The organism is Streptomyces collinus Tu 365, from assembly GCF_000444875.1.
In the GTDB taxonomy this organism is placed as follows: domain Bacteria; phylum Actinomycetota; class Actinomycetes; order Streptomycetales; family Streptomycetaceae; genus Streptomyces; species Streptomyces collinus_A.
The window spans coordinates 5,122,293-5,146,244 of the sequence record NC_021985.1 but is presented as its reverse complement, the minus strand read 5'-3'; the positions used below and the strand labels follow the sequence as shown (position 1 = coordinate 5,146,244).

Genomic DNA, 23,952 nt, shown 5'->3' with positions numbered 1-23,952 from the left:
AGGCAACCCGCATTGAGGGGTTGACGGATTCTCACGGCCCCGAACCGGGCTCGGTCACATCACGACTTGGGCTCGAAGGACCCCGCCAGCGTCTTCCAGGTGGCCTTGCGCAGCCCGCTGTCCCACTTCGCGGCCTTCGCGGTGTACATCAGCGCATACCCCTGATGGCTGTTGACCACGAACCCCCGGTCGATCGTGCGGTACCGGGTGCCGCCGTCGACGTAGGTGAACTCCCAGTCCGCGGTGTTCCAGCCGCGGTAGTCCACCTTCTCTATACGGATCTTGTGGTACTGGGAACGCACCATGTACCGCGACTGGCTCTGCCAGTCCGCCACCGGGTCGCCCTTGGGCGTGCTGGTCCAGGCGACGAGCAGCTTCTGCCCGTCGGGACCGGTGTAGCGGTCGCCGGCCGCGCTGGTGGCCTGGAAGTTCCAGCCCTTCGGCAGACCGATCGAGTAGCCCTGGCCGCCCTTGTGGGTCGACTCCACGGGCGCCCCGCCGCCCTTCGAGCCGTCCGACCCGTGGTCGTCCGCGCCGCCGGACGGGTCGGGGCTCGCCGCGTCGTCGCTGGTGGAGGCGGTGGATCCGCTGGAGGCCGACGCCGAGGTGTCGCCGTCCGTCCGGGTGCCGCTTCCGGTGGTCTTCCCGCCGCTCCTGCCCTTGTCCTCCTTGGTGGAGGCGGTCGCGCTCGCCGAGGTCCGGGCACCGCTGCCGTTCGTGTCGCCGCCCTTGTCGCCGCCGTTGAAGACGACGGCCAGGATGGTGCCGACCACGGCGAGGGCGACCACCACGGCGATGATCACCAGCGTGCGCCTGGGCACCACGTCGGTGAGCGGCGCCCTCGGCACCGGCCGCGGCGGCAGGTCCAGGTCCGGCGGCGGCATCACGGGCCACCCGGAACTCGGCTTGGTGGACGACGAGTTGGCCGTGGACGAGGAGCTCTGGGCCGGACCGGCCGGCTGGCCCGGTGTCTGCGCGCCGGCACCGGTCGCGCCGGGGGCACCGGACACTCCCGAGGCGCCGGAACCGCTCTCCACCGCCGCACCGCCGGCAGCGGCACCGGTCGCCGCCTTGCCGGCACCGTTCTTCGTCGTCCGCGCGGTCGCCGCCGCACCGGCCGCGCCGGCCGCCTTGCGGACCGAGCGCAGCGCCCCGCGCAGCTTCTCCCCGGCCTCTTCGCCGCGCTTGCCGTCGGGACCGTCGGGCTGTGCCGGCAGCGGCACCACCCGCGTGGCGTCCATGGCCTCGGGCTCGGGCGCGTGGATCACCTGGTTGAGCATGACCCGGGCACGGGCGTCGTCGAGCCGCTGCGCCGGGTCCTTGTTGAGCAGGCCGTAGATGACGTCCCGGAGCGGACCGGCGTTCTTGGGCTCCTCCAGGGGCTCGGTCATCACCGCGGTCAGCGTGGCGATCGCCGACCCCTTGTCGTACGGCGGCAGTCCCTCGACCGACGCGTACAGCAGGCCGCCCAGCGACCACAGGTCGGCGGCGGGGCCCGGCTTGTGCCCCCGGGCGCGCTCCGGGGAGATGTAGGAGGGGGCGCCGACGAGCATGCCGGTGGAGGTGATGGACGGGTCACCCTCCACCTGCGCGATGCCGAAGTCGGTGAGCACGACCCGGCCGTCCTCGGCGATCAGCACGTTGGACGGCTTCACGTCACGGTGCAGGATGCCCTCGCGGTGCGCGGAGCGCAGCACGTCGAGGACGGCGAGGCCGACCTCGGCCGCGCGCCTGGGCTTCAACAGGCCGTCCTCGCGGATGACCTCGGCGAGGGACTTGCCCTCCACCAACTCCATGACGATCCAGGGCCGGTCGTCCTCGTCGACCACGTCGAAGACCGTCACCGCGCTGTTGTTGCGGATCCGGGCGATCGCCTTGGCCTCACGCAGGGTGCGCGTGATCAGACGCCGCTTCTCCTCGTCGTCGATGTTCGACGGGAACCGCAGTTCCTTGACGGCGACCGTCCGGCCCAGGGTCTCGTCCTCGGCGCGCCACACCGTGCCCATGCCGCCGCGGCCCAGTACGTCTCCCAGCCGGTACCGCCCGGCGAGGAGACGACGCTCGCTCTTGTCCTGACGAGTCTCCTGACGAGATGTCCCCGCCCGCTCCGCCTCCGACATGCGTCCCCTCATGCAACCCGCCCTGACAGAGCCTCCATTGTCTCTCACCCGACAAGTGGCCGACGCCCAGGGTGCCCCTGAGGCCGCCCCGCCCACCGCGCGCCCGGGTACCCGCTGAAGTGGGCCTCCACCCCACCGGGATGATGGGTCCGAGCATTCCGGCGCAGAACCGCGCAGAACCGCGCAGACACGCGGAGATCGGGTGAGATCCGGTGAGAGCCGGAGAAGCCGGAGAGGAAAAGAGCCCGGATGCCGACGCTTCGGGCACTCCTGTCCCTCTCGCTGCTCCTGGCCCTGCTGCTCACGCCCGCCACCGCCACGGGCCACGCGAGCGGCGTGACGGATCCGGTTCTCCCGCTGCTGGTCGAGGGCGGGGCACCCGCCGCGGCCCTGCTGGCCCGGGACAGTGACCGCACGCGCTACGCGCCCGCCGGCCGGGGCATCGCACGGGCCGACCACTTCCGCGCCGGCAGCGTCACCAAGTCCTGCGTCGCCACCGTCGTGCTGCAACTGGCCGACGAACACCGGCTGTCCCTGTCCGACACCGTCGAGCGGTACCTGCCGGGGCTGCTCCGCGGACCCGGCACCGACGGGCGGCGCATCACCCTGAGCGCCCTGCTCACGCACACCAGCGGCCTCGCCGACTTCACCCGGGCCACCTGCGGCGCCGTGCCGCTGACCCCGTTTCAGGCCGTACGCATCGCCCTCACCCTCCCTCCGGCCCGACCGGGCCACTACTCCTGCTCCAACACCGGCTACGTCCTGCTCGGCATCGTCGTCGTCCTGCCCTCATCTTCCGCGTCGACACGACGGAGATCTCCGACCCCGGCCTCGAACCGCGCCTGCTCGCTGCCGGGTTCTGTCCCCGCACCCGGTGGAACGGACGGCACCCGACCGGAGATCCCGGCCGCCGCCACCCGTTCGAGTGATATCCGCCGTGGCCGGCCGGTGTCGACGAAGCCGGGGGTGCCGGCGGTGCCGGCGGGAACGTCACCGCAGCCGTCACCGCAGCGGCGCCACAGCCGTCGCCGAAGCCCTCACCGCGGCGCTACCCCAGCCCTCACTGAAGCGGCACGATGTCCGGCGCGCCCAGCCGGGCCGCGTCGGCCGTCAGGTCGTCCGGCTGGCGCTGGGACTCACGCTCCGCCTCGACCCGCTTCTCGTAGTGCTCCACCTCGCGCTCGATCTGGTCCTTGTCCCAGCCGAGGACGGGCGCCATCAGCTCGGCGGCCTCGCGGGCACTGCGGGTGCCCCGGTCGAAGGTCTCGATGGAGATGCGGGTGCGGCGGGTGAGGACGTCGTCCAGGTGCCGCGCGCCCTCGTGCGAGGCCGCGTACACGACCTCGGCGCGCAGGTAGTCGTCGGCGGCGTGCAGCGGTTCGCCGAGGGCCGGGTCGGCGGTGATGAGGTCCAGGACCTCCTCGGCCATGGAGCCGTATCGGTTCAGCAGATGTTCCACGCGCACCACGTGCAGTCCGGTGCGGGCGGCCGTCCGCGCCCGCGCGTTCCACATCGCCTGGTACCCCTCCGCGCCGAGCAGCGGGATGTCCTCGGTGACGCAGTCGGCGACGCGCATGTCGAGCCCGTGCACCGCCTCGTCCACGGCGTCCTTCGCCATCACCCGGTACGTCGTGTACTTGCCGCCCGCCACCACCACGAGGCCCGGCACCGGATGCGCCACGGTGTGCTCGCGGGACAGTTTGCTGGTGGCGTCGGACTCGCCGGCCAGCAGCGGGCGCAGGCCCGCGTAAACGCCCTGTACGTCGTCTCGGCTGAGCGGGACGGCGAGCACCGAGTTCACGTGCTCCAGCAGGTAGTCGATGTCGGCGCTGGAGGCGGCCGGATGGGCCTTGTCGAGGTCCCATTCGGTGTCGGTGGTGCCGACGATCCAGTGCCGTCCCCAGGGGATGACGAAGAGGACCGACTTCTCGGTGCGCAGGATCAGGCCGGTGGTGGAGTGGATGCGGTCCTTGGGCACGACCAGGTGGATGCCCTTGGAGGCGCGGACGTGGAACTGGCCGCGCTCCCCCACCATGGCCTGCGTGTCGTCGGTCCACACGCCGGTGGCGTTGACTATCTGCTTGGCCCGGATCTCGTACTCCCCGCCGCCCTCGACGTCCTGCACCCGGGCGCCGACGACGCGCTCGCCCTCGCGCAGGAACCCGGTCACCCGGGCGCGGTTGGCCGCGTGGGCGCCGTACGACACCGCGGTGCGCACCAGGGTCGCCACGTACCGGGCGTCGTCCATCTGCGCGTCGTAGTACTGCAGGGCGCCGACCAGGGCGTCCTTCTTCAGGCACGGTGCCACGCTGAGGGCGTGACGCCGGGTCAGGTGCCGGTGCACGGGCAGGCCACGGCCGTGCCCGCGGGCCATGGACATGGCGTCGTACAGGGCCACGCCCGAACCCGCGTACCACCGCTCCCAGCCCTTGTGCTGGAGCGGGTAGAGGAACGGCACGGGTTTCACCAGGTGCGGGGCGAGCCGCTCCAGGAGCAGGCCGCGCTCCTTCAACGCCTCGCGGACCAGCGCGAAGTCGAGCATCTCCAGATAGCGCAGACCACCGTGGATGAGCTTGCTGGACCTGCTGGAGGTGCCGGAGGCCCAGTCGCGCGCCTCGACGATCCCGGTGGACAGGCCACGGGTGACGGCGTCCAGCGCGGTACCGGCGCCGACCACTCCGCCGCCGACCACCAGCACGTCCAGTTCGCGCTCCGCCATGGCCGCCAGTGCCTCGGCGCGCTGTGCCGGGCCCAGAGTCGCTGTCCTCACCGCTGCCTCCCGCTGTCGAAGAACTCGCTCGCGTCGGCCGCACCCGGAGGGCGAAGCCCGGTTCACCCCCTCCTCATGCCCAAATTCTGACGGGGATGCCCGGCTTCGGCCACCACGCGCTTCCCCCCTGTGGACAACGCGCGCACAACCCCCGGAAGACACACGAACACAATCCCACATAACGGTCATATTTACTCCTAGTGTGACAGTGCTCCCGCGCATCCTGTCCACAGCGGTTGCGCATCTGTCCCGCTTCGGTTATTGGGAAGGACGGCTCCCGCCATGCCCGCAGACCTCGCCGTGATCGGACTCGGTTCCCACGGCCTGCCGCTCGCCCAGGCCGCCGTCTCCGCCGGCATCCCGACCATCGGGTACGCCACCGGGCCCGAGGCGGGCTCACTCAGCGCCGCCGAGCTGCGCCGGATGCGCGCGGCGGGCTTCCGGCCGGTCACCGACCCGGCCCAGCTCGGGCGGGTGCGCACCGCGGTGATCTGCGCGCCCACCCCGCGCGGCGCCGACGGCGGAATCGACCTCGGCCAGGTGGAGTCGGCCGCCCGCACCCTCGCCGAACGGCTGCGGCCGCACACCACGGTCATCCTGGAGTCGCCCGTGCTGCCCGGGACGACGGGCGACTTCCTGCGGTCGCTGCTGGAGCGGGGCTCGGGCCTGCGCGCGGGCCGCGACTTCCACCTGGCCTACTCGCCCAGCCGGGTCGACCCCGGCAACCGCGACCGCATCCCGGCCGGCACGCCCAGGGTCATCGGCGGCCTCACGCCCGCCTGCACGGAGTCGGCCGCCGCGTTCTACGGCCGGCTCACCGACAAGGTCGTCCGCGCGCGCGGGCTGCGCGAGGCGGAGGCCGTGCAACTGCTGGAGACCAACTACCGGCACGTCAACATCGCGCTCGTCAACGAGATGGCCGTGCTCTGCCACGAACTGGGCGTCGACCTGTGGGACGTCATCCGCTGCGCGGAGACGAAGCCCTTCGGCTTCCAGGCGTTCCGACCGGGTCCGGGCGTCGGCGGCCACGCCGTCCCGCACGACCTGACCGGGCACGCGACCCGCACCCTGCGCATGGTGGAGCTGGCGCAGCAGGTCAACCACCGCATGCCCCGGTACGTCGTCCAGCGCGCCGCGGCCCTCCTCAACGAGCACGGCAAGTCCGCGCGCGGGGCGCGGGTGCTGCTGCTCGGCGTCACCTACAAGCCCGACCTCGCCGACCTGCAGGGCACGCCCGCCCGGGAGATCGCCGTCCGGCTGATGGAGTTCGGCGCCTCGGTGAGCTACCACGACCCCTACGTGCCCGCGTGGAACGTCCTGGACCGCCCGGTCCCGCGCGCCGACTCCCTGTACGAGGCGGCCGCCGACGCCGACCTGACGATCCTGCTCCAGCAGCACCGCACGTACGACCTCCAGGGCCTGTCGGTGAAGGCCCAGCTCCTGCTGGACACCCGGGGGGCCACACCCACGGGGGCGGCGCACCGGTTGTGAGCGGGGGGCGCGTAGGTGGGGCGCGCCCCACGTCCTGTGGCACACGGGGATCGGCGCGGATACCTTACGGAAACAGGTGGAGCCCACCGCGCTCAACGGCCCGAGTTCACCCGAAGGCAACCGCGCGCCCCCACCCCGCCCCACACTCCCCCCAGGCCCGCCCGGGCATGCGGAAGGGGCCGGTCATCCCGTAGGTGACCGGCCCCGTCGGGGTCGTGCGGGTCAGCGGCGGTGCTGGGAGTCCGCCACCGTGACCTCGACGCGCTGGAACTCCTTCAGCTCGCTGTAGCCGGTGGTGGCCATGGCGCGGCGCAGGGCGCCGAAGAAGTTCATCGAGCCGTCCGGGGTGTGGGACGGGCCGGTGAGGATCTCCTCGATGGTGCCGACCGTGCCGAGGTCGACCTTCTTGCCGCGGGGCAGCTCCTCGTTGACCGCCTCCATGCCCCAGTGGTGGCCCTTGCCGGGCGCGTCCGTGCCCCGGGCCAGCGGGGAGCCCATCATCACGGAGTCGGCGCCGCAGGCGATCGCCTTCGGGAGGTCGCCGGACCAGCCGACGCCGCCGTCGGCGATCACGTGCACGTACCGGCCGCCGGACTCGTCCATGTAGTCGCGGCGGGCCGCGGCCACGTCGGCGACGGCGGTGGCCATCGGGACCTGGATGCCCAGCACGTTGCGCGTGGTGTGCGCGGCGCCGCCGCCGAAGCCGACCAGGACGCCGGCCGCGCCGGTGCGCATCAGGTGCAGGGCGGCGGTGTAGGTGGCGCAGCCGCCGACGATCACCGGGACGTCCAGCTCGTAGATGAACTGCTTCAGGTTCAGCGGCTCGTGCGAGGACGACACGTGCTCCGCCGAGACCGTCGTACCGCGGATGACGAAGATGTCCACGCCCGCGTCCACGACCGCCTTGGAGAACTGGGCGGTGCGCTGCGGGGAGAGCGCGGCGGCGGTGACCACGCCGGAGTCGCGCACCTCCTTGATGCGCGCCCCGATCAGCTCCTCCTTGATCGGCGCCGCGTAGATCTCCTGGAGCCGGCGGGTGGCCGTCTCGGCGTCCAGCCCGGCGATCTCGTCGAGCAGCGGCTGGGGGTCCTCGTGCCGCGTCCACAGGCCCTCGAGGTTGAGCACGCCGAGGCCGCCCAGCTCGCCGATGCGGATCGCGGTGGCCGGGGAGACGACCGAGTCCATGGGGGCGGCCAGGAAGGGCAGCTCGAAGCGGTAGGCGTCGATCTGCCAGGCGATCGAGACCTCCTTCGGGTCCCGCGTACGGCGGCTGGGGACGACGGCGATGTCGTCGAAGGCGTACGCCCGGCGGCCGCGCTTGCCGCGCCCGATCTCGATCTCAGTCACGTTGGTGGCCTTTCCCTATGCGTTGCAGCGCCTTCCAGTATCGCCGACAGGGACGGCGAGGGCGGCCCCGGATGCCCCGGGACCGCCCTCGCGCCGTCGTCATGCCGCCGTCACGCGTGCGCGTGCGTCGCCGCGCGTGTCACTTCCGGCTGTAGTTCGGCGCCTCGACCGTCATCTGGATGTCGTGCGGGTGGCTCTCCTTCAGGCCCGCCGAGGTGATCCGCACGAAGCGGCCCTTGGACTCCATCTCCTCGATGGTGGCGGCGCCCACGTAGCCCATGGTCTGGCGCAGACCGCCGACGAGCTGGTGCAGCACGTTGGAGAGCGGGCCGCGGTAGGGCACCTGGCCCTCGACGCCCTCGGGCACGAGCTTGTCGTCGGAGGCGACCTCGGCCTGGAAGTAGCGGTCCTTCGAGTACGACCGGCCCTGGCCGCGGGACTGCATGGCGCCCAGCGAGCCCATGCCGCGGTACGACTTGAACTGCTTGCCGTTGATGAACAGCAGCTCGCCCGGCGACTCCTCGCAGCCGGCGAGGAGGCTGCCCAGCATGACGGTGTCGGCGCCGGCGGCGAGCGCCTTGCCGATGTCGCCGGAGTACTGCAGGCCGCCGTCGCCGATCAGCGGGATGCCCGCGGCGCGCGCCGCGAGCGATGCCTCGTAGATGGCGGTGACCTGCGGGACACCGATGCCGGCGACCACGCGGGTGGTGCAGATCGAGCCGGGGCCGACGCCGACCTTGATGCCGTCGACACCGGCGTCGATGAGCGCCTGGGCGCCGTCGCGGGTGGCGACGTTGCCGCCGATCACGTCGACGTCCACGGCCGACTTGATCTTCGCCATCCAGCTGAGCGCGTTGCTGTTGTGGCCGTGCGAGGTGTCGACGACCAGGAAGTCCACACCGGCCGCTGCCAGCGCCTGGGCACGCTCCAGCGCCTCGGGGCTGGCGCCGACGGCGGCACCGACGAGCAGCCGGCCCTCGGCGTCCTTGGCGGCGTTCGGGTACTTCTCCGCCTTGACGAAGTCCTTGACCGTGATCAGGCCCTTGAGGACACCCGCGTCGTCGACCAGCGGAAGCTTCTCGATCTTGTGCTTGCGCAGCAGCTCCATGGCCTCGGGCCCGGAGATGCCGACCTTGCCGGTGACCAGCGGCATGGGGGTCATGACCTCGCGCACCTGGCGCGTGCGGTCGCTCTCGAAGGCCATGTCGCGGTTGGTCACGATGCCCAGCAGCTTGCCGGCCGGGTCGGTGACCGGGACGCCGCTGATGCGGAACTTGGCGCAGAGCGCGTCCGCCTCGGCGAGCGTGGCCTCCGGGTGCACCGTGATCGGGTCGGTGACCATGCCGGACTCGGACCGCTTCACCAGGTCGACCTGGTTGACCTGGTCCTCGACGGACAGGTTGCGGTGCAGTACGCCGACGCCACCGAGCCGGGCCATGGCGATGGCCATGCGGGACTCGGTCACCTTGTCCATCGCCGCGGACAGCAGCGGGATGTTGACCCGGACATTGCGGGAGATGCGGGACGAGGTGTCGACCGCGTTGGGGAGCACCTCGGATGCGCCCGGCAGCAGCAGCACGTCGTCGTAGGTCAGCCCGAGTGTCGCGAATTTTCCGGGCACTCCGTCGACGTTTGCAGTCATGACACCTTCCCCAAATGGCCTTGATCGGTGCGGATGTCCATGCTAACGGGAAGCGTCGTCAGCAAATTCCACGGTACGGGGTCGCTTCAGGCTTCGTATGTTCGTACGGAAGCAGGAGCGCGCCCGTTCAGGAGAGGGGCCGGGGGGCTCGTCCCCGGGGTGTCACTGCTCGGCGAGCGCGCGCAGGCGGCTCAGCGCGCGGTGCTGGGCCACCCGTACGGCGCCGGGTGACATTCCCAACATCTGCCCCGTCTCCTCCGCGGTCAAGCCCACGGCGATGCGCAGCAGGAGCAGTTCGCGCTGGTTCTCCGGGAGGTTGGCCAGCAGTTTCTTGGCCCACTCGGCGTCGCTGCTGAGCAGGGCGCGCTCCTCGGGGCCGAGGGAGTCGTCGGGGCGCTCCGGCATCTCGTCCGAGGGGACGACCGTGGAGCCGGGGTGGCGCATCGCGGCGCGTTGCAGGTCGGCGACCTTGTGCGAGGCGATGGCGAAGACGAAGGCCTCGAAGGGGCGGCCGGTGTCGCGGTAGCGCGGCAGGGCGAGCAGGACCGCGACGCAGACCTCCTGGGCGAGGTCCTCGACGAAGTGGCGCGCGTCGCCCGGGAGCCGGGACAGCCGGGTGCGGCAGTAGCGCAGCGCGAGCGGGTGGACGTGCGCGAGCAGGTCGTGCGTGGCCTGCGCGTCCCCGTCGACGGCTCGGTGCACGAGCGCACCGATCGCCCCCTGGGCCGTGCCCGCCTCGTCGTCGCGCATCGGTCCATGGTGCCCTGCGGCCGTGCGGCCCGTCGCATCGTGCTCGTGGTTGTGCACCGAAGCGTTATGAGCAGGTGCGCCGGCACTCATTCCCTGCGCCCTCCCCTTCCGCTCGACCGACTCGTCCCCGAGAGACTCCACATCTCAAGGATGCGGCATCCGCGGCGAAACGAGCACGGGGTGTCCGGCGGACAGTCGTGCGCGGGCCGCGCCACCGGGTCCGGCGTCGCCGTGCGTCCGGCCCGCGCGCACCCCGTCGCCGCGCCGTCCCACGACCCCGGACAGCGCTGTTCCGGCCGGTCACCGCGCACCGGCGCGGGCACCGCGGGGAGCGGCCGTCGGGCCCGTCCGCGCGCCGTCGCGTGCCCGGGCACCCGGCCCGTGCGGGTCGCCGGGTGACGCATCCCATGAAGCCGCGGCCGGCTCGTCGCACAGGTCGTCACGCGGGTCGCCGTGCGACGCCTCGCGTCGGCGACTCCGCACCGCCTCGGGCGCGTGCGTGCGCCCGGAAGTTGTCCGGACTTCGCCGGGGGACGGGTCGGGCCCGCCCCGGAAGCGGGTCGTGGCACCGGCACGGGGCACCCTCCGTTCCCGCCCGGGCCGGAAGGCCGGCGAGCGGCGCGTCTCAGGCATCCGCGGAGTGGCCGGGGCCGGTCCGCGAAAGCGCCTCACATCCACGTGCGCGGACGACCGGGACGGCTCCCGGAGGTCCGCGCTGCACACACGTCGCCGCACGGCGGTACGCGGGGTGACCGGGAGGGACGCCCCGGGACGAGTGGTCCACTCGGCCCCGCGGGCCCGTCCGTCCCTGTGGCGTCGCGCGGTGTCCGGCCCGGCGGCCGGACCCGGACGCCCCGGCCGAGGCATGCCGCGCCTCGGGTGGGGCCTGCCGCGCGCGTGCCCCGTGAGCGCCCTGGACGCCGGGTGACCGCCCCGCTCCGGCGGGAGGAGGCGGACCGGCTTCCGGCTCCCGGCCGTGCGGCCGGTGCCGGATCGCCCCGCCTGCCCGGCGGGACGCATCCTTCCTAGCGGACCAGGCCCCAGCGGAAGCCGAGGGCCACCGCGTGCGCCCGGTCCGAGGCGCCGAGCTTCTTGAACAGGCGGCGCGCGTGCGTCTTGACGGTGTCCTCGGAGAGGAACAGCTCGCGGCCGATCTCGGCGTTGGAGCGGCCGTGGCTCATGCCCTCGAGCACCTGGATCTCACGCGCGGTGAGCGTGGGCGCCGCGCCCATCTCGGCCGAGCGGAGACGGCGCGGGGCCAGCCGCCAGGTCGGGTCGGCCAGGGCCTGGGTCACGGTGGCCCGCAGCTCCGCGCGCGAGGCGTCCTTGTGCAGGTAGCCCCGGGCGCCGGCGGCGACCGCGAGGGCCACGCCGTCCAGGTCCTCGGCCACCGTGAGCATGATGATGCGCGCGCCGGGGTCGGCGGACAGCAGCCGGCGCACGGTCTCGACGCCGCCCAGGCCGGGCATGCGTACATCCATCAGAATGAGGTCGGAGCGGTCGGCGCCCCAGCGGCGGAGGACTTCCTCGCCGTTGGCCGCCGTCGTCACACGCTCGACGCCGGGCACGGTCGCCACCGCGCGGCGGAGCGCCTCTCGGGCAAGCGGGGAGTCGTCGCAGACGAGGACGGATGTCATGACCGCCCTCCGCAGCTGATGCGCGTCACCTTGAGCCTCCAGGCTGGTACGGAATCGTCACCTGTGCGGTCGAACGTCTCGGACGCCTGCCCGAGCACTTGTGTTTTCAACCGCCTCCGCACTCTCAACGACGGTCACTCGAAAGAGTTACGGGGCCACCTGCCGTCTTCGGCACTCTACGTGAGGGAGCCGACACGGTGGAGACATGGCCGTCCGACCCTCAACTTTTCATCACAACCCGTGCCCCATTTAGCCGTTTTTGGTCCCGTTTCTCGGTGTCTGGAGCTAGATTCGCAATGAGTCATATTTTCATCTCCTTAGACCGGAGATGTACGGTCGTTGGCACCGTATCCGCCCAGAACGGCTACAAGGGGTCACGTAATGGCAGATTTCTCCCGCCTTCCCGGACCGAACGCGGACCTGTGGGACTGGCAGCTGCTGGCTGCCTGCCGCGGCGTGGACAGCTCGCTCTTCTTTCACCCTGAGGGCGAGCGCGGGGCGGCTCGGAGCGCTCGCGAGAACTCGGCCAAGGAGGTCTGCATGAGGTGCCCGGTCCGCGCGGAGTGCGCGGCACATGCCCTGGCGGTGCGCGAGCCGTACGGGGTCTGGGGCGGCCTGACCGAGGACGAGCGTGAGGAGTTGATGGGGCGGGCGCGCAACCGTCTGGTGGCGGCTTCTTCCACCGGCGGGGGCACCGCCTCGCATCACTGAAGGAAACGTTTCTGCACCCACGGCCCGCCGGGTGCTGCTTCCCTACCGCCATTGGGCACGCCACGCGCGTGCCCAAGACCCTGCCCGCGGCCCCGCCCCCGGGGCGCGCTTCAGGCGGCGCGACCCGCCGCCCGGGCCAGCTGTTCCAGCGTCGCCGCCACGGCCGGTACCTGTGCCAGGTCGGGCAGGGTGAGGGCGACGATCTGACGGCGCACGACCGGCTCCAGCGCCACCGTGCGCACTCCCCTCGGCCGCACCGAGTCCACCGCGAGCTGCGGCAGGACGGCCACCCCGAGACCGGCGCCGACCAGGCCGACGACGGCCGGGTAGTCGTCCGTGGCGAAGTCGATGCGGGGCGTGAAGCCGGCGCCCTCGCACACCTCCACGAGCTGGCCGCGGCAGCGCGGGCAGCCCGCGATCCACGGCTCCCGGGCCAGCTCGCCGATGGCGACGGACTCCGCGCGCGCGAGCCGGTGCCGCTCCGGCACGAGGGCCACGAGACGGTCCACCAGCAGGGGCCGTACGACGAGGTCGTCCCAGTCCTCGGCCACCGCGGCGCCCTCGTAGCGGAAGGCGAGGGCCAGGTCGCAGTCGCCCTCGCGCAGCAGCGCGACGGACTTGGGGGGTTCGGCCTCCTCCAGGGAGACCCGGGTGCCGGGGTGGGCCGCGCGCAGGGCGGCCAGGGCGGTGGGGACCAGGGTGGAGCTGCCGCTCGGGAAGGAGACCAGACGGACCCGGCCGGCCCGCAGACCGGCGATGGCGGCGACCTCCTCCTCGGCGGCGGTGAGCCCGGCGAGGATTCCGGAGGCGTGTCTGACCAGGGCCTCGCCGGCCTGGGTGAGGCGCATCTCGCGGCCGCTGCGCACCAGCAGCGGCGTCCCCACGGAGGTCTCCAGGGCCTTCATCTGCTGGCTGACGGCCGGCTGGGTGCAGCCCAGTTCCCGTCCAGCGGCGGAGAAGGAGCCGGTGGCGGCGACGGCGCGCAGGACGCGGAGATGACGGGCCTCGATCACCCGTCAAGCATAAGCCCGGCTTGGGTCCGGCAGCCAATATTGCGTCGACGCTTTGGGGCACGGTCCCGTACCGTTCGGGCATGAAGCTTCTCTCGCTCAACGTCGGCCGCCCGCGGCCGGTGCCGTACACGGACCAGCCCGAGGGCGTGACGGGCATCGACAAGCAGCCGGTCGACCGGCCGGTGCGGGTGGCGGCGCCCGGCCCCAAGGGCGCGGGCGCGAGCGGGGTCGCCGGGGACGCGGTGTGCGACACACGTCATCACGGCGGCGACGACCAGGCCGTCTACGCCTACGCGCGCGAGGACCTCGACGCGTGGGAGCGCGAACTGGGCCGGCCGCTGCCCAGCGGCTGCTTCGGCGAGAACCTCACGACCGAGGGCCTGGACGTCTCCGGGGCGCTGATCGGCGAGCGCTGGAGGATCGGTTCCGGGCTGGTTCTCGAGGTCACCTCGGGGCGGATCCCGTGCCGTACGTTCCAGGGCCATCTGGGCGAGCGGGGCTGGGTGAAGAGGTTCACCCGGAAGGGCGTGACCGGTGCCTACCTGCGGGTGATCGAACCGGGTGAGATACGGGCGGGCGATCCGATCGAGATCGTGCACCGGCCGGACCACGCGGTGACGGCGGCGCTGCAGTTCCGCGCGGTCACCACCGAGCGGGACCTGCTGCCGGGGCTGCTCGTGGCGGGCGACGCCCTGCACACCGAGACGCTGGCCGCGGCCCGCAAGTACATGGCCGCCCAGGCCCGCTGAGAAGCCGTCACGACGCAGCGGACGCTGTCGGTCCGGGTCACTACCCTTGGGCCATGACAACGGCTCTGATTACGGGATCGACCGCGGGAATCGGTGCCGCGTTCGCGCGGCGGCTGGCGGCTGACGGGCATGACCTCGTCCTGGTCGCCCGGGACACCACACGGCTGCGCGAGCAGGCGACCGAGCTGCACGACCGGCACGGCGTCGAGGTGGAGGTGCTGACCGCCGACCTCGCCGAGGACAAGGGCATCGAGACGGTGGCCGACCGGCTCGGGGACCGCAGGAAGCCGGTCGACCTGCTGATCAACAACGCCGGCTTCGGCAACAAGGGCCGCTACCTGGACGTCTCCATGACCGACGAGCTGCGGATGCTCAAGGTGCACTGCGAGGCGGTGCTGCGGCTGACGTCGGCGGCGTCCGCGGCGATGCGCGAGCGCGGGCGCGGCGGGGTGGTGAACGTCGCCTCGGTGGCGGCCTTCGTGCCGCGGGGCACCTACGGCGCGTCGAAGGCGTGGGTCGTGCAGTTCACCCAGGGCGCGGCCAAGGACCTGGCCGGTTCGGGCGTGCGCCTGATGGCGCTGTGCCCGGGCTTCGTGCGCACCGAGTTCCACCAGCGGGCCGGGATGGGCACGGACAACATCCCGGGCTGGATGTGGCTGGACGCGGACAAGCTGGTCGCGGCGGCGCTCGCGGACCTCGCGCGCGGGAAGTCGCTGTCCATCCCGGACCCGCGCTACAAGGCGCTGATGGGTCTGGTGAAGGTCACCCCGCGCGCGCTCATGGGCGGCATCAGCTCGCGGACGGGGCGCAAGTACGGGCCCCAGTAGGACGGGTGGTGCCGCCGCTCCGGTGGGAAGATGGTCGCGTCGGTACCGGACCAGGGGGGCCGGAGGCGGTGGGACATGACCTTCGTACAGCTCATCGAGTGCAGGACGAGCCGGCTGGACGAGATGAACCGGCTCCTGGACGACTGGGTCACGCAGAGCAAGGGACGGCGTACGGCGACGCACGCGGTCGTCGGCAAGGACCGCTCGGACGCGTCGCACATCGTCGAGGTGGTGGAGTTCCCGTCGTACGAGGAGGCGATGCGGAACTCGAACCTGCCGGAGACCGGCAAGATCTTCCAGGACATGGTCGCGCTGTGCGACGAGACGCCGACGTTCACCGACCTGGACGTCGTCAGGGACGAGCAGCTGGGCCTCGATGCCGTACGGCGGCTCTTCGCGGCCCTGGAGAGTGAGGGCGAACTGCCGCCGCTCAACGATCTGCTGGACGAGGACATCCACAGCCACGACCCGGTGAACCCGCAGGACACCATCGGACTGGACGGCGTACGCGCGGAGTACCGGATGTGGCGCGCCGCCTTCGACTTCGCCTTCGTCGTCGACGACGTGCTGGCCCAGGGTGACCAGGCCTGCGCCCGCTGGACCTGGCACGCGACCCACAAGGGCGACTTCCTGGGCATCCCGGCGACCGGCCGCCAGGTCACCATGACCGGCATGACCCTCTTCCGCTTCGGTCCCCACGGCAAGATCACCGAAATCTGGTGGCAGGACGACCATCTGGGGCTGATGCAGCAACTGGGTGCACTGGACGCGCTGGAGCGGTAGGGCGGGACCCGACGGCCGGTGCCCGGCACCCCCGTGGGGGTGCCGGGCACCGGCTGGTCGGCTGAGGTCAGCGCGAGACTAGTGGGAGTGGCCGTGGCCGTGGCCGTGGCCCGCCTCGGCCGGCTCCTCTTCCTTCTTCTCGACGACCAGGGTCTCGGTCGTCAGGAGGAGGGAGGCGATGGAGGCGGCGTTCTCCAGGGCGGAGCGGGTGACCTTGACCGGGTCGATGACGCCGGCCTTGACCAGGTCGCCGTACTCGCCGGTGGCGGCGTTGTAGCCGTTGCCCTTGTCGAGCTCGGCCACCTTGGAGACGATCACGTAGCCCTCGAGGCCGGCGTTCTCGGCGATCCAGCGCAGCGGCTCGACGGCGGCGCGGCGGACGACCGCGACACCCGTGGCCTCGTCGCCGGTCTTGTCGAGGTTGCCGTCGAGCACCTTGACGGCGTGGACCAGCGCGGAGCCACCACCGGAGACGATGCCCTCCTCGACCGCGGCGCGGGTCGCGGAGATGGCGTCCTCCAGACGGTGCTTCTTCTCCTTCAGCTCCACCTCGGTGGCGGCGCCGACCTTGATCACGCACACGCCGCCGGCCAGCTTCGCGAGGCGCTCCTGGAGCTTCTCGCGGTCCCAGTCGGAGTCGGTGTTCTCGATCTCGGCCTTGATCTGGTTGACGCGGCCCGCGACGTCGGCGGAGTCGCCGCCGCCGTCGACGATCGTGGTGTCGTCCTTGGTGACGGTCACGCGGCGGGCGGAGCCCAGCACGTCGAGACCGACCTGGTCGAGCTTGAGGCCGACCTCCTCGGAGATGACGGTGCCGCCGGTGAGGGTGGCGATGTCCTGCAGCATGGCCTTGCGGCGGTCACCGAAGCCCGGGGCCTTCACCGCGACGGCGTTGAAGGTGCCACGGATCTTGTTGACGACCAGGGTCGACAGGGCCTCGCCCTCGACGTCCTCGGCGATGATCAGCAGCGGCTTGGAGGCGCCGGCCTGGATGACCTTCTCCAGCAGCGGCAGCAGGTCCTGGATGGAGCTGACCTTGCCCTGGTTGATGAGGATGTAGGGGTCGTCGAGGACGGCCTCCATGCGCTCCTGGTCCGTGACGAAGTACGGCGACAGGTAGCCCTTGTCGAAGGCCATGCCCTCGGTGAAGTCCAGCTCCAGACCGAAGGTGTTGGACTCCTCGACGGTGATGACACCGTCCTTGCCGACCTTGTCCATCGCCTCGGCGATCAGCTCGCCGACCTGCTGGTCCTGGGCGGACAGCGCGGCCACGGCGGCGATGTCGGACTTCTCGTCGATCGGGCGGGCCGAGGCGAGCAGCTCGTCGGAGACGGCCTTGACCGCGGCGTCGATGCCCTTCTTGAGGGCGGCCGGGGAGGCGCCGGCGGCGACGTTCTTCAGGCCCTCGCGTACCAGCGCCTGGGCGAGCACCGTGGCGGTGGTGGTGCCGTCACCAGCGATGTCGTTGGTCTTGGTCGCCACCTCCTTCACCAGCTGCGCGCCGAGGTTCTCGTACGGGTCCTCGATCTCGACCTCGCGGGCGATCGTGACACCGTCGTTGGTGATGGTGGGGGCGCCGAACTTCTTGTCGATGACGACGTTGCGGCCCTTGGGGCCGATCGTCACCTTCACCGTGTCGGCCAGCTTGTTGACGCCGCGCTCAAGGGCGCGACGGGCGTCCTCGTCGAACTTCAGAATCTTCGCCATGACAGCGGAAGCCCTCTCGGAAATCTGTGGGTGTAAAGACGACTGCGCCCCGGGCGCCCGGCTTCGTTATCGGTCGCGGGGGCCAGGGGCGCAGGTCAAGAGCAAAAAGTGCTCGAGGTGACTACTTCTCGATGATCGCGAGGACGTCGCGAGCCGAGAGGACGAGGTACTCCTCGCCGTTGTACTTCACCTCGGTGCCGCCGTACTTGCTGTACAGCACGACGTCGCCGACCTTGACGTCGAGCGGCAGGCGCTCGCCGTTCTCGAAACGGCCCGGACCCACGGCGAGGACGGCGCCCTCCTGGGGCTTCTCCTTCGCGGTGTCCGGGATGACCAGGCCAGAGGCGGTGGTCTGCTCGGCGTCGAGCGGCTGGACCACGATGCGGTCCTCGAGCGGCTTGATGGCAACCTTGGAGCTGGTGGTCGTCACGATCCGACCTCCCCCTTCGGAGATCTCACGGGGTTAACTGTCTGAGGTGGCGACCAGGTGGATCCGTCGTCGCGGGTGCCGGACCTGCCCGTCGCGTATTTGGCACTCTCCAGGGGGGAGTGCCAGAGCCGAGACTATGACCGGGGTTAGCACTCGGTCAAGCGGAGTGCCAATTACGGCGGCGCGTCGTGGATCATCGGCCCCCGGCCGGCCCCGGAGCGCCGGGTGCTCCACGGCGATCGCCGGGTCTCCTACAGGTAGTCCTCGAGGCGTCCCACGGTCAGGCCCTGGGCCTGCGCCTCGCGCAGCAGCCGGCGCGTGCGCTCCTTGAGGTCGGGGCCCGTGGCCTCGTCGGGGCCGACGAGGACGATGTCGCCGGGGACCAGACGGTGGGCGCCCGCGGCGTAGGAGATGCCGTCGGAGGTCATCGCGGCGCGCCACAGCACGAGCGCGGAGACGCCGCAGTCGGCGGCGGCGCGCAGGGTCGTGGTGTCGTACGTGCCGTAGGGCGGGCGGAAGAGGCGGGGGCGCAGGCCGAAGCGGGACCTCAGCTTCTCCTGCTGGCCGCAGATCTCGGCGCGCTGTCCGGCGTACGGCAGCCCGGCCATCGCCGGGTGGTCCAGGGTGTGGTTCTCGATGCCGGCGCCCACCGCGCGCAGCCGGGCGAAGTGGCCGTAGCCCGGGCCCACGACGCTGTCGGTGAGGAAGAAGCTGACCGGCAGCCGCAGGTCGCGGACCATGTCGACGAAGCGCGGGTCCCGCTCGGCGCCGTCGTCGTAGGTGAGGAAGACGACCTTGTCGGAGGTGGGGACGCTCCGCACCACCCGGAGCGGCGAGGTGCCCGGGCGCTGGGCGGTGAGCGGCCGGGCCGGGTGGCTGGGCGGCGCGGCGAGCGGGGCGGCCAGGCCCCAGCGGCGGTAGACCTGGTCACCGGCGGGGCTCGACGCCCGTACCCCCTGGGCGGCGCGCTTGCCCAGGCGTTCGATGGGGTCGACGGACTGGGCGCAGCCGGCGAGCAGGAGGACCGCGGCGAGGACGGCACCCAGCACGGCCGCCGGACCGGCCGCCGACGCGCCGGTCCTGGACCGCCGGGCCCGCGCACCGGCACGTCCGAGAGCGCGCCGGGCCGGCGCACCACCACGCCCACCGCCGCGCTCAGCGCCGGACTCCCGCCCCGGCCCGGGGGCGGGCGCAGGCCCAGGGGCGGGCGCAGGCGCCGGCCCCGCCCCCGGCGTCCCGGTCCCCGTACGCCGGTGCCGCCGACCCCGCGGGGCCCGCGGGGTCGGTCCGTGACCCCCCGTCGGCCCCCCGCGCCTCACAGGTAGTCCTCCAGGCGTGCCACGGCGTACCCGTCGCGCGTGACCTTGTTGAGGAAGCGGCGCATGTCGTCGACCATCGTGCCGTTCCAGTCGTTGCGGCCGCGGAAGTGGGTGAGCACGATGTCGCCGGGGTGCAGGCTGCGGTCGTCGTCGCGGTACTCCCAGTGGTCGACGAAGACCTCCTCGTCCCAGATGGGCGCGTACCTGATCCCGCAGGACTTCGCGGCGCGCAGGGTGTCGCCGTTGTAGTCGCCGTACGGCGGCCGGAAGACCGTCGGCGCCTTGCCGAACTGCTTCTTCATGACGGCCTGCATGCCGCAGATCTCGTCCTTCTGCTCCTCGTAGGAGAGACCGGGCAGGTAGGGGTGGGTGAGGGTGTGGTTGTTGAGGGTGTGGCCCTCGGACTGCATCCTGCGGAAGTAGCCGTAGTCGTTCTTGACGAGGTAGTTGCTGAGGAAGGCCGAGTAGGGGACCTTCAGGTCGCTCATCATGCGCAGGAAGTCCGGGTCCTTGTTGTCACCGTCGTCGATGGTGAGGAACACGACCTTCTGCCGGGTCGGGACGGTGGTGAAGACCGGGGGGAGGTTCTCCTCGCGCTGGCCGTCCACCTCGAAGCCGTCGCGGGGGGTGATCCTCGGCTTGACGGCCGGCGGGGCCGGGGGTGTGAGCGGTACCTGGTCCAGGTCCCAGCGCCGGGTGGCGGCGACCAGGCGCTCGTGCTCGGCGGCGAGGCGCGCCCGGGGGTCCGTGGGGCGGTCGGGGCCGCCCCGGCCGGGTTGCCGGCCGGGGGCGCCCCCGGAGCCGGGGTCCGTGCCCGGGGCGGAGCAGCCGGAGACGACGGCGGCGCAGGCCAGGGCGGCCAGTCCGCTGCGGAGGGCGACTCGCTGGAGTCGTGCCCGAAATTTGTCATTTTGTACTACGACTCGCATGGTGCCGGATCCTCGCAGGCCCCGGCACCGAACCCGGGCCGACACCGCCGCCCGGAAGCGCACCGTCCACCGACTGGCCCACAATGACCCGGTGAACGACCTCGCCCTCCTCCTCACCCCCGAAGGCCGCGCCCTCCTCGACGAGGTGCGCGACACCGACCCCGCGCGGGAACTGGCCGTCGCCACCCGGCTGCGCCGCGAGCACCCGGCCGACCTGGTGTCGGCGGCGCTCGGACAGGCCCGGCTGCGGCAGCGGGCGGCCGCGAAGTTCGGGGCCGGGGACGCGGGGCGGATGTTCTTCACGCCGAACGGGGTCGAGCAGTCGACCCGGGCGAGCGTGGCGGCCTACCGGGCGGCCCGGATGAAGGACCTGGGCGTCACCTCGGTCGCCGACCTGTGCTGCGGGATCGGCGGCGACGCGATCGCGCTGGCCCGGGCCGGCATCCGGGTGCTGGCCGTGGACCGGGACCCGCTGACGGCGGCCGCGGCGCGGGCGAACGCGGAGGCGCTGGGGCTCGCGGAACTCATCGAGGTGCGCGAGGCGGACGTCACGGAGGTGAGCACCCAGGGGTACGACGCCGTGTTCGTGGACCCCGCGCGGCGCGGCGGCCGGGGCCGGATCTTCGACCCCGAGGCCTACTCACCGCCCCTGTCGTGGGCGGTTCAGACGGCGCTCGGCGCACCCCGGGCCGCGCTGAAGATCGCGCCCGGCATCCCGCACGAGGCGGTCCCGGCCGAGGCGGAGGCCGAGTGGATCTCGGACGGCGGGGACGTGAAGGAGGCCGTGCTGTGGTTCGGGACCGGCGCGCCGGGCACCGTGCGGGCCACGCTGCTGCCGGGCCCGCGCACCCTGCCGGGACGCGGCCTGCCCGACCCGGAGGTGCGGCCGGTGGGGCGGTACCTGTACGAGCCCGACGGCGCCGTCATCCGCGCCCACCTGGTCGCCGAGGTGGCCGAGGAGGTCGGCGGCGGCCTCCTCGACGCGACGATCGCGTACGTCACCGCCGACGCGCTGCGCCCGACGCCGTACGCCACCGCCTACGAGATCACGGACCGGCTCCCGTTCAACGTGAAGCGGCTCAAGGCCCTGCTGCGGGAGCGCGAGGTGGGCGTCCTGACCGTGAAGAAGCGGGGCTCGGCGGTCGAGCCGGAGGAACTGCGCAGGAAGGTCAAGCCCCAGGGCCCGCACTCCGCCACGGTCTTCCTCACCCGTGTCGCGGGCGCGCCCACCATGCTGCTCGGCCACCCGGCCCGCTGACCGACGCGCCCGCTCAGCCGTCCCCGGCGGCCCGGCCCAGCAGGAGCGCGCGTTCGCGTGCGTTGCGGGTCAGGGACGCCGCGCGGGCGAACTCCGCGCGGGCCTCCGCCGTGCGGCCCAGCCGACTCAGCAGGTCGCCGCGCACGCTGGGGAGCAGGTGGTAGTCGCGCAGGGCGGGTTCCGCCGCGAGCGCGTCCACCAGCCGCAGGCCCTCGGCGGGACCGTCGGCCATCGACACGGCGACGGCCCGGTTCAGCTCGACGACCGGGGACGGGGAGCGGGCCGCGAGCAGCCCGTACAGGGTGGCGATGGTCCGCCAGTCGGTCTCCTCGTAGGTGTACGCGTGCGCGTGGCAGGCGGCGATGGCGGCCTGGAGGCCGTAGGGGCCGGGAGCGCCGGTGCCGGTGGCGTCGGCGCGGGCGAGGGCCTGGACGCCGCGGGCGACGAGCATGCGGTTCCAGCGGCGCCGGTTCTGGTCCTTCAGCAGCACCGGTGCGCCGTCGGGGCCGGTGCGGGCCGCGGCGCGGGAGGCCTGGAACTCCAGCAGCGCGGTCAGCCCGTGCACCTCCGGCTCCTTGGGCATCAGCGCGGACAGCACCCGGGCCAGGCGCAGCGCGTCCTCGCACAGCCCGGGCCGCAGCAGGTCGTCGCCCTCGGTGGCCGCGTACCCCTCGTTGAAGATCAGGTAGATGACGTCGAGGACGGACCCGAGGCGGGCCTCGCGGTCGGGGCCGTAGGGGACCTCGAAGGCGACGTTCCTGGTCGCGAGGGTGCGCTTGGCGCGGACGACGCGCTGGGCGACCGTGGGCTCCGGTACGAGGAAGGCACGGGCGATCTCGGCCGTGGTGAGGCCGCCGAGCAGTCGCAGCGTGAGCGCGGTGCGGGCCTGCGGGGACAGCACCGGGTGGCAGGTGGTGAAGACGAGCCGCAGCAGGTCGTCGTCGATGTCCTCGGGGTCGGCGGGCTCCTCGAACGGGGCGGTGGTCTCCAGGTCCCGGCCGATCTCGGCGAGCTTGCGGGCGTACGTCTCGCGGCGCCGGACGAGGTCGACGGCGCGGTGCCGGGCGGTGGCCATGAGCCAGGCGCCGGGGTTGCCGGGCACGCCGTCCCGGGGCCACTGTTCCATCGCCGCGACGAGCGCGTCCTGCGCCAGTTCCTCGGCGATGCCGACGTCCCGCACGACGCGGGCGACGCCGGCGACGATCCGCGGGGACTCCAGACGGAAGACGGTCTCGATCGCGTGCGCCGCGGTGGGCTGTGGTTCCACAGCCCACCATGCAACACCCCCGGGCGGCCGTGCGCCAGGGAGACCTCAGCCCTCCGCGATCTCCCGGACCTCGCAGGTGACGGTCCAGAACTCCTCGTGGACCTGCAGGAACCGCTTGGTCCACTCCAGGGCCTCGGCCTTGTCCTTGCACTGCATGAGCGCGTAGCCGCCGACGACCTCCTTGGACTCGGTGAAGGGCCCGTCGGTGACCGAGATCCGGCCGCCCTCCCAGTGCACGCGGGTGCCCTGCGCCGTGGGGGTGAGGCCGGCGGTGTCGAGCATGACGCCGGCCTTGGTGATCTCCTCGATCAGCTCGCCCATCTTGCGCATCAGCTCCTCGCTGGGGCCCTCGGCGGGGGTGGAGTTCTCGTCGATGCGGACGAGGGACAGGTAGCGGGGCATGGTGGCTCCTCCGGTCGGGGCGGCGGGGTCCTGTCCCCGCCGCTCACCCATGCGTCGAACGGGAGACACCCGGATCGACACGTCCCCCGGGAAAATCCCGGAAGTTTTTTCCGGGGTCGCGCACACCGTTGTCCCGCGCGCCGCCGGCCGCCTACTTCGACCCGAAACCGTCGTACGGCTCGGCGCTGCCGGGAACCCCGCGGTGTTCTGGGTGAAGGCCTGGGCACCGGTGCCGGTCAGCCCGGAACTGCTGCCGCGCAGCACGTCGACGACGCCCTCGGACGTGTTCTCGCCCGGCGCGCCGACCGCCACGTCGGCGATGCCGTCACCGGTGACGTCACCGACGGCGACCGAGGCGCCGAACCTGTCGTCCTCCTCCGTCGCACCGGGGACACCGGGCGTGTCCTGCGTGTACGTCCGCCAGGTGTCCCTGCCACCCAGCCCGGAGGGCGAGCCGTACGCCACCGAGATCCGCTCGTCCTCCGAGGAGGCGGTGACCAGGTCGTCGTAGCCGTCGCCGTCGAGGTCGCCGATCGCGGCCGGGCCGTTGCCACCGGGGAAGTCGGTGACCCGGGTGAGCCCGGAGGGGCCGCTGACGTAGAGCTGGACGCAGTGGCTGCCGTCGCCGCAGTAGGAGGTCAGGGCCAGGTCGGTGCGGCCGTCGCCGTTGAGGTCGCCCTTGGACATCTGCAGGCCGAACTTCTGATTCTTGGCCGGGCTGCCGGGAATCCCGGCCGTGGCCCTGCTGATGATCGTGCGGTGGCGCGTGGGCAGCCCGTGCGGACCGCCGTACATGACGG

At 72.5% G+C, this 23,952-nt stretch carries 19 protein-coding genes and 2 pseudogenes; 7 read left to right on the top strand and 14 right to left on the bottom strand.

Going from position 1 to position 23,952, the window contains the following annotated elements:
• Nucleotides 1-59 precede the first annotated feature (59 nt).
• A complete protein-coding gene (locus tag B446_RS22525) occupies nucleotides 60-2,120 on the bottom strand; it encodes a serine/threonine-protein kinase (RefSeq protein ID WP_078614777.1) in 2,061 nt (686 codons plus the stop codon).
• A gap of 249 nt (nucleotides 2,121-2,369) precedes the next feature.
• On the opposite strand from B446_RS22525, the pseudogene B446_RS37290 reads away from it, so the two are divergent.
• Nucleotides 2,370-2,897: pseudogene (locus B446_RS37290) on the top strand (serine hydrolase domain-containing protein); the annotation flags it as partial.
• 283 nt (nucleotides 2,898-3,180) lie between these two features.
• Here B446_RS37290 and B446_RS22515 read toward each other — a convergent pair.
• The gene (locus B446_RS22515) at nucleotides 3,181-4,890 is read right to left on the bottom strand and encodes a glycerol-3-phosphate dehydrogenase/oxidase (RefSeq protein ID WP_020941724.1); all 1,710 of its coding nucleotides are present in this window, start codon (nucleotides 4,888-4,890) and stop codon (nucleotides 3,181-3,183) included.
• A 282-nt stretch (nucleotides 4,891-5,172) separates the two neighbouring features.
• Here B446_RS22515 and B446_RS22510 point away from each other — a divergent pair, with 282 nt between their 5' ends.
• The gene (locus B446_RS22510; protein ID WP_020941723.1) at nucleotides 5,173-6,381 is read left to right on the top strand and encodes a nucleotide sugar dehydrogenase; all 1,209 of its coding nucleotides are present in this window, start codon (nucleotides 5,173-5,175) and stop codon (nucleotides 6,379-6,381) included.
• Nucleotides 6,382-6,603: 222 nt separating this feature from the next.
• Here the strand turns inward: B446_RS22510 and B446_RS22505 are convergent, their stop codons facing one another.
• From B446_RS22505 to B446_RS22485, 4 genes are all read right to left on the bottom strand, one after another.
• Nucleotides 6,604-7,728, bottom strand: coding sequence for a GuaB3 family IMP dehydrogenase-related protein (locus tag B446_RS22505; RefSeq protein WP_020941722.1), 1,125 nt, complete (start codon nucleotides 7,726-7,728; stop codon nucleotides 6,604-6,606).
• A 139-nt stretch (nucleotides 7,729-7,867) separates the two neighbouring features.
• Nucleotides 7,868-9,370 carry an IMP dehydrogenase gene (guaB, locus tag B446_RS22500; protein ID WP_020941721.1) on the bottom strand — a complete coding sequence of 501 codons (1,503 nt, stop codon included), beginning with the start codon at nucleotides 9,368-9,370 and terminating at the stop codon, nucleotides 7,868-7,870.
• A gap of 162 nt (nucleotides 9,371-9,532) precedes the next feature.
• Nucleotides 9,533-10,120 (bottom strand): sigma-70 family RNA polymerase sigma factor, encoded by a 588-nt coding sequence (locus B446_RS22495; protein ID WP_020941720.1) that lies wholly within the window; start codon nucleotides 10,118-10,120, stop codon nucleotides 9,533-9,535.
• 1,025 nt (nucleotides 10,121-11,145) lie between these two features.
• Nucleotides 11,146-11,757, bottom strand: a complete 612-nt coding sequence (locus tag B446_RS22485) for a response regulator transcription factor (RefSeq protein WP_003948568.1) — start codon at nucleotides 11,755-11,757, stop codon at nucleotides 11,146-11,148.
• Between the two features lie 381 nt (nucleotides 11,758-12,138).
• Here B446_RS22485 and B446_RS22480 point away from each other — a divergent pair, with 381 nt between their 5' ends.
• Nucleotides 12,139-12,468, top strand: a complete 330-nt coding sequence (locus B446_RS22480) for a WhiB family transcriptional regulator (protein ID WP_020941718.1) — start codon at nucleotides 12,139-12,141, stop codon at nucleotides 12,466-12,468.
• Nucleotides 12,469-12,578: 110 nt separating this feature from the next.
• On the opposite strand, the gene B446_RS22475 is transcribed toward B446_RS22480, so the two are convergent.
• On the bottom strand, nucleotides 12,579-13,481 hold the full coding sequence (locus B446_RS22475; RefSeq protein WP_020941717.1) for a LysR family transcriptional regulator: 903 nt from the start codon (nucleotides 13,479-13,481) through the stop codon (nucleotides 12,579-12,581).
• 80 nt (nucleotides 13,482-13,561) lie between these two features.
• On the opposite strand from B446_RS22475, the gene B446_RS22470 reads away from it, so the two are divergent.
• From B446_RS22470 to B446_RS22460, 3 genes are all read left to right on the top strand, one after another.
• Entirely contained in the window at nucleotides 13,562-14,230 is a 669-nt protein-coding gene (locus B446_RS22470) for an MOSC domain-containing protein (protein ID WP_020941716.1), read from the top strand.
• Nucleotides 14,231-14,283: 53 nt separating this feature from the next.
• Complete coding sequence (locus tag B446_RS22465) at nucleotides 14,284-15,057, top strand: SDR family NAD(P)-dependent oxidoreductase (protein ID WP_020941715.1); 774 nt, start codon at nucleotides 14,284-14,286, stop codon at nucleotides 15,055-15,057.
• A 75-nt stretch (nucleotides 15,058-15,132) separates the two neighbouring features.
• Entirely contained in the window at nucleotides 15,133-15,840 is a 708-nt protein-coding gene (locus B446_RS22460; protein WP_020941714.1) for an ester cyclase, read from the top strand.
• 78 nt (nucleotides 15,841-15,918) lie between these two features.
• Here B446_RS22460 and groL read toward each other — a convergent pair whose 3' ends face one another.
• From groL to B446_RS22440, 4 genes are all read right to left on the bottom strand, one after another.
• Nucleotides 15,919-17,547: a chaperonin GroEL gene (gene groL, locus B446_RS22455; RefSeq protein WP_020941713.1), complete on the bottom strand. Its 1,629-nt coding sequence runs from the start codon at nucleotides 17,545-17,547 to the stop codon at nucleotides 15,919-15,921.
• Between the two features lie 121 nt (nucleotides 17,548-17,668).
• The gene (gene groES, locus B446_RS22450; RefSeq protein ID WP_020132158.1) at nucleotides 17,669-17,977 is read right to left on the bottom strand and encodes a co-chaperone GroES; all 309 of its coding nucleotides are present in this window, start codon (nucleotides 17,975-17,977) and stop codon (nucleotides 17,669-17,671) included.
• Nucleotides 17,978-18,228: 251 nt separating this feature from the next.
• On the bottom strand, nucleotides 18,229-19,026 hold the full coding sequence (locus B446_RS22445; protein ID WP_020941712.1) for a polysaccharide deacetylase family protein: 798 nt from the start codon (nucleotides 19,024-19,026) through the stop codon (nucleotides 18,229-18,231).
• 266 nt (nucleotides 19,027-19,292) lie between these two features.
• Nucleotides 19,293-20,225, bottom strand: coding sequence for a polysaccharide deacetylase family protein (locus B446_RS22440; RefSeq protein WP_020941711.1), 933 nt, complete (start codon nucleotides 20,223-20,225; stop codon nucleotides 19,293-19,295).
• Nucleotides 20,226-20,316: 91 nt separating this feature from the next.
• Between B446_RS22440 and B446_RS22435 the strand changes: the two genes are divergently transcribed.
• Entirely contained in the window at nucleotides 20,317-21,483 is a 1,167-nt protein-coding gene (locus B446_RS22435; protein WP_043476241.1) for a THUMP-like domain-containing protein, read from the top strand.
• 13 nt (nucleotides 21,484-21,496) lie between these two features.
• Here the strand turns inward: B446_RS22435 and B446_RS22430 are convergent, their stop codons facing one another.
• The 3 genes and pseudogenes from B446_RS22430 to B446_RS40380 form a co-directional block, all read right to left on the bottom strand.
• Nucleotides 21,497-22,750: an RNA polymerase sigma factor gene (locus B446_RS22430; RefSeq protein ID WP_020941709.1), complete on the bottom strand. Its 1,254-nt coding sequence runs from the start codon at nucleotides 22,748-22,750 to the stop codon at nucleotides 21,497-21,499.
• Nucleotides 22,751-22,795: 45 nt separating this feature from the next.
• The gene (locus B446_RS40385; RefSeq protein WP_020941708.1) at nucleotides 22,796-23,152 is read right to left on the bottom strand and encodes a YciI family protein; all 357 of its coding nucleotides are present in this window, start codon (nucleotides 23,150-23,152) and stop codon (nucleotides 22,796-22,798) included.
• A 306-nt stretch (nucleotides 23,153-23,458) separates the two neighbouring features.
• Nucleotides 23,459-23,839, bottom strand: a pseudogene (locus B446_RS40380) (FG-GAP-like repeat-containing protein); the annotation flags it as partial.
• Between the last annotated feature and the right edge of the window lie 113 nt (nucleotides 23,840-23,952).